This is a genomic window from Roseovarius sp. (genome assembly GCF_040219995.1).
Classification (GTDB): domain Bacteria; phylum Pseudomonadota; class Alphaproteobacteria; order Rhodobacterales; family Rhodobacteraceae; genus Roseovarius.
In genome coordinates, this window is record NZ_JAVJUC010000020.1 from 1 (window position 1) to 14234 (window position 14234).

General features: G+C 57.5%; 10 protein-coding genes, 2 pseudogenes and 1 CRISPR repeat array. Of the genes and pseudogenes, 6 read left to right on the plus strand and 6 right to left on the minus strand.

All coding sequences use genetic code 11. The features are described 5' to 3' along the window. Positions 1–91 precede the first annotated feature (91 nt). Positions 92–1870, plus strand: coding sequence for a hypothetical protein (locus RID11_RS10660; RefSeq protein WP_350138745.1), 1779 nt, complete (start codon positions 92–94; stop codon positions 1868–1870). A gap of 446 nt (positions 1871–2316) precedes the next feature. On the opposite strand, the pseudogene tnpB reads toward RID11_RS10660, so the two are convergent. The 3 genes and pseudogenes from tnpB to RID11_RS10675 form a co-directional block, all read right to left on the minus strand. After that, positions 2317–2547: pseudogene (tnpB, locus tag RID11_RS10665) on the minus strand (IS66 family insertion sequence element accessory protein TnpB); the annotation flags it as partial. Further along, positions 2544–2909 (minus strand): IS66-like element accessory protein TnpA, encoded by a 366-nt coding sequence (tnpA, locus tag RID11_RS10670; protein ID WP_350138747.1) that lies wholly within the window; start codon positions 2907–2909, stop codon positions 2544–2546. The pseudogene tnpB and the gene tnpA, both read right to left, overlap by 4 nt. 187 nt (positions 2910–3096) lie before the next feature. Then, entirely contained in the window at positions 3097–3726 is a 630-nt protein-coding gene (locus RID11_RS10675) for a VPLPA-CTERM sorting domain-containing protein (RefSeq protein ID WP_350138749.1), read from the minus strand. Positions 3727–3926: 200 nt separating this feature from the next. Here RID11_RS10675 and RID11_RS10680 point away from each other — a divergent pair. Continuing rightward, positions 3927–4451 (plus strand): annotated as a pseudogene (locus RID11_RS10680) (IS256 family transposase); the annotation flags it as partial. Between the two features lie 424 nt (positions 4452–4875). Here the strand turns inward: RID11_RS10680 and cas13a are convergent. Continuing rightward, a complete protein-coding gene (gene cas13a, locus RID11_RS10685; protein WP_350138752.1) occupies positions 4876–8661 on the minus strand; it encodes a type VI-A CRISPR-associated RNA-guided ribonuclease Cas13a in 3786 nt (1261 codons plus the stop codon). A gap of 283 nt (positions 8662–8944) precedes the next feature. Further along, positions 8945–9309: direct repeats of the CRISPR family, unit length 37 nt; unit sequence AGATGGAGACCACGCCCAAATGAAGGGCGACTACACC. A gap of 658 nt (positions 9310–9967) precedes the next feature. Here cas13a and RID11_RS10690 point away from each other — a divergent pair. Beyond that, on the plus strand, positions 9968–11164 hold the full coding sequence (locus RID11_RS10690; RefSeq protein ID WP_350138754.1) for a hypothetical protein: 1197 nt from the start codon (positions 9968–9970) through the stop codon (positions 11162–11164). 51 nt (positions 11165–11215) lie between these two features. Then, positions 11216–11824, plus strand: coding sequence for a hypothetical protein (locus RID11_RS10695; protein WP_350138756.1), 609 nt, complete (start codon positions 11216–11218; stop codon positions 11822–11824). Between the two features lie 153 nt (positions 11825–11977). Here RID11_RS10695 and RID11_RS10700 read toward each other — a convergent pair whose 3' ends face one another. Next, the gene (locus RID11_RS10700; RefSeq protein WP_350138758.1) at positions 11978–12118 is read right to left on the minus strand and encodes a hypothetical protein; all 141 of its coding nucleotides are present in this window, start codon (positions 12116–12118) and stop codon (positions 11978–11980) included. A gap of 5 nt (positions 12119–12123) precedes the next feature. Further along, complete coding sequence (locus RID11_RS10705) at positions 12124–12528, minus strand: helix-turn-helix domain-containing protein (protein WP_350138761.1); 405 nt, start codon at positions 12526–12528, stop codon at positions 12124–12126. Positions 12529–12698: 170 nt separating this feature from the next. On the opposite strand from RID11_RS10705, the gene RID11_RS10710 reads away from it, so the two are divergent. Together RID11_RS10710 and RID11_RS10715 are read left to right on the plus strand one after the other, a co-directional pair. Further along, positions 12699–13247, plus strand: a complete 549-nt coding sequence (locus RID11_RS10710) for a DUF6512 family protein (RefSeq protein WP_350138764.1) — start codon at positions 12699–12701, stop codon at positions 13245–13247. Positions 13248–13278: 31 nt separating this feature from the next. Further along, a complete protein-coding gene (locus RID11_RS10715) occupies positions 13279–14052 on the plus strand; it encodes a transglutaminase-like domain-containing protein (RefSeq protein ID WP_350138766.1) in 774 nt (257 codons plus the stop codon). The last annotated feature ends 182 nt before the right edge of the window (positions 14053–14234 follow it).

Below are 14234 nucleotides of genomic sequence, written 5' to 3' on the forward strand. Positions count from 1 at the left end.
TCAGCGCACTTCGCGCCGGCCTCATGCTCGGTCAGGATGCCGATGATCTGTTCTTCGCTGTATCTCGTTCGCTTCATTGTCCGTCCCTTCGTTGGGTCGGACTCTAATTCCAAATGGAGGAAAAATCCCGTGGCAGGTCAATCCGAAGAAGATCCTGAAATGCGTCGCTGCAATCCTGTCAGAGATCCAAACGGCAGCCCTCAAGAAACGGCACGCACTGCCAGCGCATGGACGAGAAAGCCGGAAGCGGTCGATTACGAAACATGCCCTGACCAATCAGTGGAAGCGTCTTTTCGACGAAGAGATCAAGGCGTCGAATTTCGATGCGCCGCTTCGCTCCGCGAGGCTCTTCCTATCAGATTACATATCGCATCTGAAATCCGGTTCTGCTCTCCACGGCGGCAAGAAGATCAAGAAATCGCCGGAGATCGAGCGCGCCCTGGATGCGATCAATGGTTTGCTACCAGCGTCACTGACTGTTCGCCCAGACATCTTTGTCGAGCCGGATGCGCCACGTCCCGCGAACCTCGTTCCGTTTGAGATCGCGCTCGAATATCAATCTGATATGCACGCCGAGGAGCACCGGCGCTTGCCATCGGGCACCACGTTGAACCCACGGCTCCGATATTTGCCGGTGGCGACCGCCCCGACATCATCATCCGGGAAAGCGCGCGCGGACCGCGAGGGAAAGATCACCCTCGTGCCGGACGTGGACATTCGGCGCGACTACAGGGTCCATGCGCTGATCGACAGGCTCGCGATCCTGATCAGCACGACCGCCAAGATCGACGACAAAAAGCTGAAGACGCATATCGAAAAAATGGCAGGCAGGTCGACCTTTGTCCGGGATCTGACCAAGATCAAAAATGAAAATGGTTGGGGGGCACCTTTGCCGGTCCCGGATCTCAGCAAACGCACCGGTTATCACTTCGCCATCATGATCCAGGAGCCAACGCCGGATGTGCTCGCCACCATTCTGGAAGCCATCCAGGACGGACCGGGCCTCATCGAGCCGGCGCTCCTGCATCTGATCGAGATCTCGGTCGATTTCTATCCGAGGAAACCACGCGCGCCGGAAGAGGCCGTTCTGCGCCGCGAGAAGATGGTGGGGTTGCTGCAGCGCCATCACTGGAGCAGACCAAGTCGTATTCTGGAGCCAGGTTCTACGACGCCGCGATGTGCAGATGCGCGTCAGCTATCCGAGAAAGAAATTGCATACGGCGAGATCGTGCCCAAGACCGGTTTCCTCTTCCTGCACATGAAATCGTCCGGTGGCATCTACAGGAATGAGAGCGACGCGATTATTTCCGATCCGGAGATCAGAACCCGTATCTTGACAAAGAATCCGGGGAGCAAATTGTGGCTGAATGCTACGATAGCGAAGGGCGGAAAGTTCTCGCCGCACATGGTCAGTGTTCAGCACAAGATCGCAGACCGGAGAAATCTGGGTAAGAAGACCTTCATCTCTTTGCCAGAAGATAAACGCCGCGCCCGGATGGAAGTTACAATCTCCGGAACCGAGACGCTGGCGAAACATGGTCTGCACACGATCGAAGATCTGAGCAGCATCTCGTTCCGGAAGATCACCAGGGGTTTCCTGCGCTGCAGACTGCCAACAATTGAGCCGGTGCAGCATATTTTCGACGACACACAGGCTCAGATGAAGAACCGCGGTGTCTACGGCGTAAACCTTCGGCTGCGTGCCCTGGCCGAGGAGAGAAGACAGACCTTGAAGAAGGCAGGCAAGAAACTGCCGCGCAAGACGAACGACGAAGAGATGGGCCTCTCAGACTGGAAAGAGATGAATGCTATCATCGGCGGCGAACTGGACGGGTTGCAGCGACGCTGGAGCAGATTCACCACCAGGTAGGTCGCGGCCGCGCTCGCCGAGCCTGACGGGTGTGAGGATGATGATGTGAGGCGCGCCGCCGCGTTTTCGTGCGGCTTCTCGTTTCAGAGTCTGGTATGATGTCGGTGTGACGAGGAGGATGGTTTGTGAAGTGTGTATGAGGGGATGGTGTATGTGTGGGGAAGAATATAGGGTATTAAGAGGTGAACCCAGTTATTAGGCCGACGTATTGAGCACCTCAGCCAGAAACCAGTGGGATCACGCATAAGTAAGCGTTTACTGGTGGTTCAAGCGATCACCATGACGTGGATCCTAAGCGCCAACAGCGCGAATGTCCAAGAAATCGGCGTCAAAAATCACAGTTAGGAGCTAATTACAGGTGTCGCGGCTGCTCGGCCCTGCATCTTGAGCAATTGGTTGTGTGCGACGGGAGCGACTGATACCGGAGACCCCTACTTAGCGCCACACACGAACCGGCCCTTCTCCAAACGCTTGCTGAACAGGCATGCACCCTGGCCATCCCACCAGATGATCTTGATCAGATCACCGCGCCGACCGCGGAAGACGAACATGTGCCCGGCGAACGGGTCCTGCTTCAGCACCGTCTCCGCCTGGGCCGCGAGCGTGGTGAACCCGCGCCGCATGTCCGTCACGCCTGCCGCCAGCCAGACCTTCGTGTTCGTCGGAACCGGGATCATCCGGATAGACCCCGGATCAGCCGGACCAGCGCCTCGGGATCGTAGGCCCCGCTGATCCGCAGCTTATGACCACAGGCGGTGTCGATCTCTATCGCGCCTGTCGTGGGGAGGGCCTCTGTGGCGGCGCTGCTATCGTCGTGCATGGGGCGATCAACGATCTCGACGAGAAGGAAACAGGCCGCATCTGGCTCCGCCAAGAGCTCTGGCGCATAGCGCGGGTCGCGCAGCCACCTGGAGATCAGGTTGGCGTTCATCGCGTAACGCTGTGCTACACGCGCAACCGACACGCCCGGTGCCGTCGTCTGCAAACAGATCGAACGCTTCTCCTCGTCCGTCCAAAGCCGCTTCGTCCGACGCGCCATCACGCCCCCATAGTGTCCACTATCTCGTGGTGGACACTATCGATCACCCTCTATGCGCGGCAGAGCAGTGACGCCGGACGCTTACAAAAAAGGCACCCAAAACCGATAAGGAAAGATCCACCGACATATATATGTCGATGGATCCGAATTGTTGTGAATAAAGAAGTGCAGCCTGAGAGGATGTCGTTCAGGCGTCCGCGCGACGGCGGCGCATGGCAGCAAGCCCACCCAAGGCGCCGATTAACAGCAGCGCCGAGGCCGGAAGCGGAATCGGCGCAAGAGCGACTTCACGCACCAGAAAATTGCCGATACCAGAGCTAGGCGCACGCTCAGTGCCAAAGACCCAACCCGTCCGAAGCGAGCAGTTTGCAACCGTGTTGATGCACAATTCACCGACATTGCTGCCAAAGCTGAAGCGACCAATGCTTGTTCCGGTGCTGCTTGATGTCTGACCGATCGCGGCTTGGAGACCTGCGATATCTGCGGTGCCAGGGGTCACGGTGAAGCTCGTCAGGTTTCCGACTGTGGGGCTTGGAAATGCGTCGATCCCAAAGGCGGAAAACAGGTCGTTCACCTGACCGAGAGTTGCAAGACCAAAACCGTCAAACGCACTGACGGCAGCGGAAGAGCTGAGATTGACTGTCGGGGCCAGATCCAGGAACTGAAGCTGGATACCGTTATCCGTATCGTTGATCAAAGTGAGGTCGTTCGTCGCATTCAACGTCTCAGACCCGGCGAAAGTGGCGGCTTCTGCACCATTAGAGGACAGGCCCGCCGACAGAACCCCGAAAAGGACCGTATAGAACAAGTTTTTCATGGTAGCTCCAAGTTGATAGTTTCCTACGCCACATCTCTCATGAAACGCTGAGAAATAAGGTGAAGTTTTAATGAAGAGATTGTGTAAGAGGTGTTTTCAGCGAAATGGCATCTGGTATGCTGCAGCCGCACGATCTCATCTCGAGCTATGCGGGAAACTGGGTGACGTGGTTTGAGAAGGCGGCGAATCGTGGCGGGTGCCTGCGCGGCATTTCCATCGGCGACTTCCGGGAGGCGCTCTCTGCGATCCTGGGGGCGGATGCGCCGAACCTGTCGCCGGGCGTGATCTCGCGCCTGACCGGGGAATGGCAGCAGGAATATGACCGTTGGCAGCACCGTGATCTGTCGGCGCGGCGCAACGTCTACATCTGGGCGGACGGTGTCTACCTCCAGGCCTGGATGGAGCCGCAGGCCGAGTGTATCTTAGTCATTCTCGGGGGCACGCTTGAAGGAAAGAGGGAGGTCGTCGGCTTCCAGGTCGGTGTGCGTGAGAGCGCGCAGAGCTGGCGCGAGCTACTCATCGACATCAAGGTCCGCGGCCTCGCGGTTCCGCCGGAGATCGCCGTCGGGGACGGGGCGATGGGGTTCTGGAAGGCGCTCGACGAGGTCTTCCCAGGGACGCGGCATCAGCGGTGTTGGGTCCACAATACCGCCAACGTCCTGAACAAGTTCCCGAAGTCCATGCAACCGACGGTAAAGGCCGATCTGCGCGAGATCTGGCAGGCCGACAGCGGCCCACGCGAGATCGACCTGGTCGTCCTCTGCTATGGGAGGATAGGCCCTGGGGTAGTGCCGGCGCCAAAACGCATCCCCTTCATGATCGACGAAAAAATCTAGGACTTCGTCCAATCCCATGCATTCCGGCTGTGGTCTATACCCGGATGTCGAGCCATTCCTAGGCAATAAGGCTTCTAGATCTGATCGTCGATGATATTGGAGGCTCTAGGACAAGGGCGGTGCGAAGCAATGTCTAAACCTGCGAGAGGCCACACAATCACCCATCGTTCAATCAGACTAAAAACAGCAACATCGTAAGAAAACCCAAACTGACCACCAAGAGCAGGACCCATAACAGAAGTTTGATACTCGACTTGAACTGAACGACGGGTTCAATAGGAACAGCGGTGCCAGAATTGCCCTTGCCACACTACTATTTGCGGGCGCGGCGCGGAGGTCGAGATTTTCGAGGTCCAGCTGGTCTGTGTTTGTGCTTCTCCTTTCGCTCGGGGGGGCTCGCCGCCCAGTCTATGGCTGATAAATCCAAGTCTACGACATCACTTTCTTCGGCGAAGACACCATTAAAAAGGCGTGCGACAGCCGCGACGTATGCACGGCTATGCAGATTTTCTCGAAGGAGGATCGGGCCACAGTCCTGGTCGCGCGCGGTGAGCTTTTGACCGCCAAGGTGCACAGCGGACTTGGCTCCAACCCGGGCGTTTTCGAGTTGATGGTGGCGGGATACGCTCCAAGACAGATTTAGGCCCTCACGCCCCAATAATTCCTTAATCGATTTCGACACGGCGTTCTTCAACTTGCGATCGTAGGACATCAGCTGGCGGGTTTGGTTGACGAGGTCGGTTAGGTCTGGAGCACTAGAGATGTCGTGCAGAATGTTGAAATGAGAAAGCCTGTTCCGGATATCGCGAAGACAAGTCTCGCCCTTTTGATCTGCCAGGAGCAACCTGACACCAGAACAGTCCTTTCCGAACAGCCCTTCAAGTTTTTCGCGTAGTTCTTTTCCAAGCTCGTTCATTTGCATCTTGTCCTCCCGCAGCGCTGCGAGGACCTGGCCATTCGCGAGGAGTGCTAACCCGCCTTCTTCGTTCTCGGCGGACCTTTTGAAGACATCTTCGGGTCGCGCACCTTTGTCATGCAGCAGACCCAGAATCGCGAAATACAGGTCACGCTCGAACATTCCAGCAAAATCGACCAGTCGGCCGAGGACGGTCACCATGAGCCTATGGAGTTGAACCTGGTCGGTCAGCGTGACGTGGGACGCCAGTCGCCGGTGATGAGCAATGCCACAGAGCGCCGTGACATAGTCTTCAATGTCCTTGGCATCGATGGCCTCTCTCTTCTCCTTAGCCTGCACCCAGTTCTCGTGCGCCTTCTCCTTTCTGGCCTGTAAAGCAGCAACACTGTCCGGTCCCTCCTCGAACTCCAGGCGCAGGAAGGTGCTCACTTCCTCGTCCGTAATTCTAGAATCGTCTGCGATTGATGAGACCAGGCGACTATGTCCAAAGCGCATGATCTCGCGCAGGCCGCGCTTGGGCACCCGGCGGTCTAGCCGTTCGTCTGCCACGGTCGGAAAGATACGCTCAAACCCAGCTCGACTAGAGAAAAGCTTGGCGAAGGGTCTGCAACCCGTCAGGGTATCGCCGCCGTTAAACTTAGCGTCGTGCATGTCGAGATGCAGAGTAAGCGCACGCACCAGCTGCTTCAGATCTTCTTCTCCGGTATTCTTTCTCACTTTTGACGGAGCGTCAGGGTTTGTGGTCTGTAATAGGTCGTCGGCCAGTCGCGAGGTGACCGACCATTTAGCGAGCTGATGCACGATCCGGTTGGCCTCTCCCACGGGAACGAGATGCAGGAACAGGTAGAGAGCCGCTTGCCAGTCTTCCGGCTTTTCCGGCACCGGCACGGTCCCGATCTCGGTCAGTGCGCATTTAGGTGCCACAGGCAATGGCGTTCCCGGTTCCAGTCCGCATATGAACGTAAGGGGCCGCCCGTTGGCTTGAGGACTATTCAGCCAAGCATCGAAGGCAAGCGCTATTACGTCGCACAGAAGATCATCGATATAGCTGGCCTGTTCCTTCGCGGCCTCACCGTCATGGCCATAACCGCGCTGGACTCGCATCTCACTTGCTGTTGCAGAGGAGAGGTCAGAGAAGAAATCCTCGATCCGTCCATCCCCGGACAGCCGCGGCAGATGCTCGGCCTTGGCGACAATGACGGCTTTCTTGTTATCTTCTCCTTTTTTCGCGTTCATCGTCTTCGCGGCGCTCGTGGATCTTTTGATTGCCCGTTCAATCCATGCATTGACCTCATCGGTCGTGCGCGCGGCTAGCCAGGAGCGAAACGGCCGTTCATAGAGGGCTTTTAGGATCGTGTAACGGCATCGCCGTGCCGGATCTTCCAACTGCACACGGTTCGTCCTGGGTGGCAAAACGAGAGCCTCCTCGCCCTTCCACGTGTTTTCTGCGCGCTCGAGCAGCCGACGGAATCGAGGGAGCGGCAAAGGGTTCACAGACGACGTCGCGTAGAGCAGGTCGAGGATTACAGCGTTCTGACCCTCATCAAAATAATGAGCAGCGTGTGCGCCGGTCAAATCCTCCCGAAGCCGTCTTTCTCGGGCTATAACGTCCTCACGCCAAAGGGCCTTTGCTGCCGCCATTATGGACGGCTCCATTATCTCTTCCTTGCTCAGCCCCTTGAGCGCAGCAAGGAATCCACCGCGACCTGTGAAGTGGAAGCTGTTGTTCCGAAGCGCGAGTCCTACACGGAGCAACGAGGCGAGCAACGCCTTGCGGCCTTCGTCATCATAGGAAAAGAGCGCGGCGCGTGAACCGAACAGAAGGCGAACTTTGGCGTCGTGTTTGTCGGAATTAAAGTTGGCTCTGCCGATCGCCTCATTCGGCTTGTTCCGGTTGGCCAGCACATCGCCAAGGTCTTTCTCCATCGATGCCCAGTCCCTCAATGTTATTGAGGCCATGGCGATCGTATGGCGCCAGACACGGACGAACGCCTCAGATCGCTTGATTGCAGACTGGCCGTCGCTCGTGAGATATCGGCTATCGGACAGGTTCTCGGGCCAATTGGCGACGGCGTCGGCCAACCGATCCGCAACGGGTCCATCCGGCACCTTGGTCGCAATGTCAAACGCGGTGTAATGGACCAACTTGCCCCGCCGTATAAGGGCAGACATTTCGCGGTTACGGCTGCGGTGCTGCACCAGGCGCAGCAATTCACTAGCATTCCTGGGCAGACCTGTCGTCACTTGCGCATGTCGAGGCGCTTCAAAACCCGTCTTCGGGGCCTTAGGTCGAGCTTTGTGCTTCAGGAGATTTGCATAAGCGTCTTTTACCGCCATGTGGAGCGCGAGGAGTTCGGGCTCTTTCTCTTGGGCCTCCTGGATGCTGTAGGGATTACGGGAGCCTGGTGCGTGGAAGATACGCTTCCAGTGTCCGTGCAGAATGCTTGCAGCAACCGCGCGGCGCAATGGGCCTTTCCGCGCATTATCCCGGCTTTGCGAAGCAGCAAATATCTCGGCAGCTACATCCTGTCGCATGAAATATCGTGTCACCGCCTCACGCGAAAACGACACTGGACTTTTAAGAGTCTCGGCCCTCTGAACATTGCCCGCTATGCTTTCGGCGCGCCCCTCGATCAAGCCCTTGCACTTCTCGGGACGACTTGGGTCAATCCGAAGTTCGCCAACATGCAGATGGTGGTCCATTAGAGCCGCTATGGCGACCACGTTCGCCTCGGCGGGATTCGTGTCACCAGCAAAACGGCGATACCAACGACCTCGCGGGTTCGGCTCGGGAATCTGTTTTCCGTGCCTGCCCTTCCTAGGTCTGTATTCGGCGTTTCCGTAGGGGTGTATCTTGAAGCGCCAGTATGCAAAAACCAGCGGATCGCTCTGCGCCGAAGCGCTGATCCTTTCGGAGGCACAGATCTGGTCCCAGCAGGCGCGGCCTAGTCGTTCGCGAAAGTCGCGCTGATCCTTAGTCGCACCTTGCGCGCTTTGCGGTTTCGAGACGATACGGTCCAAAACCGAGATCCACTGTGCAATCACCAACGCATCATGCTTCTGTGCGAATACCGGTATATCATGGCGCGCTCGCGCAGCGGTGTTGTCGATTAGAACACGGGTCTGTCCCTGCTCTCCTCTGTGGTATGTTTGGCTTTCTCCGTAAGGACGAACGACTCGCATGGTCAAACCCCACTATCTTGTAAGCTTATGATCTACGCACCAGTAGGACCGGCTTTGCAGTGCTGTTGCAAGGCGTCTTGCCTGAATGGAGCATGTGCAATAGCATCTCAGCGTGATACTCCAATGGTTGACCCTTATGGGATAGAGATGTTGGCAGACATGGAGGAAAGGACGAAAACCTTGAGGAATCGGATGGCTCGCGGCAGTTGGTGATGCCTGAGCGCGGTATTACGATTGCAGCATCAGTGAGTTCTTACACTTTTCCAGAGACTTGTGCGGATCGAGATGGAGACCACGCCCAAATGAAGGGCGACTACACCTTCGGTCGTCATGGGGCGGCTCCTTCAAAGATGGAGACCACGCCCAAATGAAGGGCGACTACACCAGGGGGATGTGGTCAGTCATTGATCTGGCTGATGGAGACCACGCCCAAATAAAGGGCGACTACACCGCGCCTTCCGCCTTACCTCTGCATCGCGCGATGGAGACCACGCCCAAATAAAGGGCGACTACACCGGCTTCCTTGGCGGCGAGGAGGGCGCGCATGATGGAGACCACGCCTAAATGAAGGGCGACTACACCCTGCCTTGTCCAGTCGTCTGTGATCTCCGCGATGGAGACCACGCCCAAATGAAGGGCGACTATCCCTGTGCTGTCCGATGGGAGGAATGTGCACAGAAATAAGCAAGAAACATGGCGCGCGCCTGCCTCGCCACACTCCCACAAATGATCCCGGTCCAAGCCATTCTCGACACCATGCGCCTCTCTCGGCCATCCAGCGGCCCGGCAAGAGACGCATCTCACAGCGTCGTCGCCGTCGCTTCGCAGAACGCGCGCCATGCAGTGACACGTTGCAGGTTGTGCACCAGGCGCTCTGGGGCGCTCCGTGGGTGCGATCCGCACATTCTGACGATGTTGATGCTGCGGCCGAAAAAAACCCACCCAGCGAGTGGCTCTGCGAGCCTGCGGATTTCCCTTGCAGCGCGCGCTTCTTGTTTCATGGGCCCGCCGGGTCCGGAAGGTTTGCATAGAGCCCGAATTTTTTGTTTTCGGGGTCAAATTTGTCAACTTAGGGTAAACTTGATGTAAACCTTTTGGGCGAATTCTGGGGCATTTTGGCTGGTTTCAGGGGGTAAAAGGTTTCCCACTTTTTCAGTCAGGAAACCCTCATGTAAACCTTTTGGCCGGGATCCGGCGAGGGGCGGAAGCGTAGCCATTCCTCGCCGTGCCCTCGGGAAGCATCTCTTTGCATCCGCATCTTCTTCGCGCGATAGGTATGCCAAACACAGAGTGAAGGAGGAACCAATTGGCGCGTCAGCATTGCCGACCGATCTACCTCAATGAAACCGGATCAATGTATGGACAACTTGCTAATCCATTATCCTTGCCCGAAGCTGATCTTCAGGATCTCGTGCACAAGCACCCGGAAGCCTTACCCATCGAAGAAATCGATCCCTCGTTTTCGGACCCGGTTTCGATTTGTCGCGAACTGAACACGCCAGCCGGTCCAATCGACAACTTTCTGGTTACGCCGTCAGGACTGCCAATTCTCGTGGAGTGCAAGCTCTGGCGCAATCCACAGGCACGACGTGAAGTCGTCGGACAGGTGCTGGATTATGCCAAGGAACTTGCACGCTGGACATCTGCTGACATTGAACGGGAGGCTGCGCGTCGGGGTGTCCCTTCGGTCATTGAAAGGGTGCGCGCGCATGCACCTGAAATCGATGAAGCGGAGTTCAATGACACGTTGACGACCAGTCTCCAGAGCGGTCGCTGCTTGCTGTTGATCCTCGGCGACGGGATCAGGGAGGGGGTCGAAGCCATTTTCGAACATCTGGGCGAGCAGGGTGCACTTCATTTCTCGTTCGGGTTGGTGGAAATGCCGGTTTTCGAATTGCCGAATGGTGCCCGGCTTGCGACCCCACGCATCATCGCGCGAACTGCGATCAATGTAAGGGAGGTCGTCAAGCTGCCGGATGGATATGGGCTAAAGGCGGACGGCTCGAGCGACGGCGGCGGCATTGATGCCGAAACACAGGCCATGGGTGATGACAGACAGTCTTTCTGGCGGGCTTTTCTAAAGAGGCTGGAGCTTGATGATCCGGAACAACCTGTGCCGCGCGCGCCGAGGCAGGGCTTCATCACATTCACCCTTCCAGCCCCCGGCGGAACGTCCTGGATCACGGTTTACCGGGAGATGGCCAAGGGTGATGTGGGTGTATTCCTGTCGTTCACGCGCGATACGCTCGGGCAACGTGCAACCGAGAAAATAGTGGAACAAACCGGGCAGGAGATACTCAACGATCTTGGCGGCACGGCGTTCGAGACGGATCGGAATGGAATTCAAACCTTTGCAGACAAAAGGCATGTCGGCAATCTGTCCGACGATGCGGTGCGGGACGTTGCGATCGCGTGGCTGGCCACACGGACAAATGATTTTGTGAATGTTCTGCGTCCAGCGGTTCGATCCGCAATTCTAGACATTCAGGAAAGTGACGAATAGACGCGCGCTGTTTAGACCAGCTGAATTCTCGTCCGAGATAGAGGAGGAACCATGCCACTCCAGAACCGTGTCGCCCCTACTGGCGAACTTCACACAGTCTCAGCCAGAGGAACGCTCATGGGTAACCGCGGCATCATTCATGATGCCGACGGCAGGATCCTCAAGACCCACGCGCATCAGAATTGGGTCACATGCGCGCTGCATTACAAGGATCGCAAACAGGTCTTGATGGCACCCGGACGCTATACCCAGCTGTTCTTTCTCGACGAGGTGACAGCGCTCGCTGCCGGGCACCGACCATGTGCCACATGCAGGCGCGATCGCTATCGGTCATTCGTCGAGGCCTGGTGCAAGGTCCACGGTCGACCGGAAGGTAGGCGCTCTGTGCCGCAGTCGATTGATAAGATGCTGCATGCCGCCCGGATTTCTCGAAATGGAGAAAAGATCACGTTTCAATCAAAGCCGACCGAGCTTCCGGATGGCACCATCTTCATCCTTGATGAGGCCCCGATACTCCGGTGGAAAGGCTCTTTCTTGAGATGGAGTTTCTCCGGTTATGAACACGCAGAAGCAACACACTCGGACGACGTCCGTGTCCTCACTCCTCAGCCCCTCGTCGACCTATATGCGGCTGGTTGGACGCCAGAAGTGCAAATGTGAGGTTCACAATGTCGGTTCTGGACTGCCGGGACCGTGCATCAGGAATCTGTGCCTCACATCAACCAGAACACGCGCGCAGCAAAACCAGACTTCCCTATCGGCGAGGAGCGGCAGCCCATCCATTCCTCGCCTCAGGTCTCGCACTGCTCGTTCTTACGCCCTCCTGGGCTTGCATACGCGCCGCAACAGCTGCACGCGCCGCAGTGTGGGTGCCGGATCGCAGTCGAGGCTGATCATCCGCAGGAATTCCAACCAGGCACGCTCGTTCTCGCTGAGTTCCTCCATATGCTTCATCGCCTCTACCTCCCGAAGATAGCATTGATCGCCGCCTGCGACCGGCTGGTCAGGCGCGGATCGCTATTGTCGGAGACCGTGCGGATTGCGTCGATCCAGCCCCTCTCGTTCTCGGTCACCGGCGTGCCGAAGATCTCGATGACGGCCGCCGCCGCAGTCTGTCCGACCGCCTGCTCCAGGGCGAGGCGCATCAGGAAGGCCGGGTCACATTCCAGGGCACGCGCCAGAGCCGGGATGCGGTCGAGCGCCGCCTTGCTCTTTCCCTGCTTGATCATCGTGATCACGTTCGGATTGATGAAGCCCGTCTGCGCGGCGATCTCGCCCTGCGTCTTGCGCGGCTTCAGCTCGAGGATACGGCGTTCGACATACTGCGCCAGCCGGGTGTCTTCGAAAGGTTTCTTCTGGTTCATTGTGTTCTCTCTTCTGTGACGCAGCACGCGCTGCATGTCTTCGCTATAGCGAGCGTGAGATTGGGAAAGCGTGGCGGGATGAGAAAAACGAAAGCATCATACTGCGGAGTTTTCCGGTCGCTTCGATGTTTGGTTCCACAATTTGCTGGATTTGCACTAGAAGCCAGGACATGAGCAGCCGGACCCGCAGCATTCTCATTTTCGAGCTCGGTGGCGCGGCCTTCATGGTAGCGGTCGGTTCGGCGATGCATTTCCTGTTCGAGCTTGCGTCGGGATGGCCGCCTCTTGCACTGATCGCTGCGGTCAATGAGTCGATCTGGGAGCATCTGAAGCTCGCCTTCTGGCCGGGGCTGTTCTGGGCCGGCGTTGCACCACTACCGGCCGGGTTGCGCCGACGTGAAATGCTGGCGGCCAAGGGGCCTGGATTGTTTGTCACGGCGGTTCTGATCGTCGCGGTCTTTACAACCTATGTAACGATACTGGGCCACAACATCCTCGCGCTGGACATCGGCACATTCGTTATTGCCATCATGATCGGACAGGCTTTGTCAGCTGTCTTGCTGACGGGCGGCGTATTTCAGCATCACGCTTTCATACGCGCTGGACTGGGACTCCTGGGCCTGCAGATAATCTCTTATGGCCTCTTCACCTACATTCCGCCGGATCACTGGCTCTTTATTGAGGCAAGCAGCGGAGTGCGCGGAATTCCTGAGCGCTGACACATGCATCCTTTTCTTGTAGAGGCTAACGATGGAACTCGATGTCAACGTTCACCTGAAATACCAACTCTCCGGTCCCACGGACTTGCTCTTGCAGATCGAAATTGCCGACTTGGCCGATCAGAAGCTGCAATCGTCGTCGCTGGACACCTCCGATGTGGATCACATTGCCCGGGTCACTGCCGACGAAGGGCTTGGCGAGCGCATATGGATCCGGACCAATGGCGAGTTTCGTTGTGACTACACGGCGCGTGTCATCGTCGATCGACCGGTGCTTGATATCTCCGCTCTGCACGCCGTGCCCCCGCACCTTCTACCGGGTGACACCGTTCGCTACCTTATGCCGTCCAGATATTGCCCGTCAGACGAGTTTCAGTTCTTCGTTGCAGCAGAGTTCGGAGACCGCCAAGGCGGAGCTCGGATCGCCGCAATACGAGATTGGATCAATAAAGCCTTCAGCTACGTGCCCGGTTCAAGCAACGCTCAGACAACGGCCCTCGATACCTTTGTTCAGCGCCAGGGCGTATGCCGCGACTTTGCCCATGTCATGATCGCCCTGGCGCGCGCATCCACCATCCCTGCCAGATTTGCGAGCGTTTACGCCCCTGGGGTCACGCCGCCAGACTTTCATGCGGTGGCCGAAGTCTATCTCGACGGGACATGGCATCTCGTCGATGCCACCGGCATGGCGCCTGCCGACACGATTGCCCGGATCGGCGTTGGGCCCGACGCCGCGGGTGTCGCGTTGCTCACGGCCTTCGGACAGGCAACCCTGATGAAGCAGACGGTGTCGATGACAGTATAGTTGGACATCACGCCGGAGCGTTCGCTCGGCATAGAGGATGCTTCCCAGATGGTGGGTTGGACGCCCGAGCATGCACTGCACACACCGCGCCCCAACTGAACCAACTTGAAGAGCTGGCGATCCCCGAGTCCATTTTTGCCGCCGCGAAGTCTGGTGGGTCTATGTCCGAGTTCTGCGCATTG

Coding starts and splice junctions, on each gene's coding strand:
- tnpA (WP_350138747.1), bottom strand. CDS start 2,909: ATGGCGCGTCGGACGAAGCGGCTTTGGACGGACGAGGAGAAGCGTTCG.
- RID11_RS10675 (WP_350138749.1), bottom strand. CDS start 3,726: ATGAAAAACTTGTTCTATACGGTCCTTTTCGGGGTTCTGTCGGCGGGC.
- cas13a (WP_350138752.1), bottom strand. CDS start 8,661: ATGCGAGTCGTTCGTCCTTACGGAGAAAGCCAAACATACCACAGAGGA.
- RID11_RS10695 (WP_350138756.1), top strand. CDS start 11,216: ATGCCACTCCAGAACCGTGTCGCCCCTACTGGCGAACTTCACACAGTC.
- RID11_RS10700 (WP_350138758.1), bottom strand. CDS start 12,118: ATGAAGCATATGGAGGAACTCAGCGAGAACGAGCGTGCCTGGTTGGAA.
- RID11_RS10705 (WP_350138761.1), bottom strand. CDS start 12,528: ATGAACCAGAAGAAACCTTTCGAAGACACCCGGCTGGCGCAGTATGTC.
- RID11_RS10710 (WP_350138764.1), top strand. CDS start 12,699: ATGAGCAGCCGGACCCGCAGCATTCTCATTTTCGAGCTCGGTGGCGCG.
- RID11_RS10715 (WP_350138766.1), top strand. CDS start 13,279: ATGGAACTCGATGTCAACGTTCACCTGAAATACCAACTCTCCGGTCCC.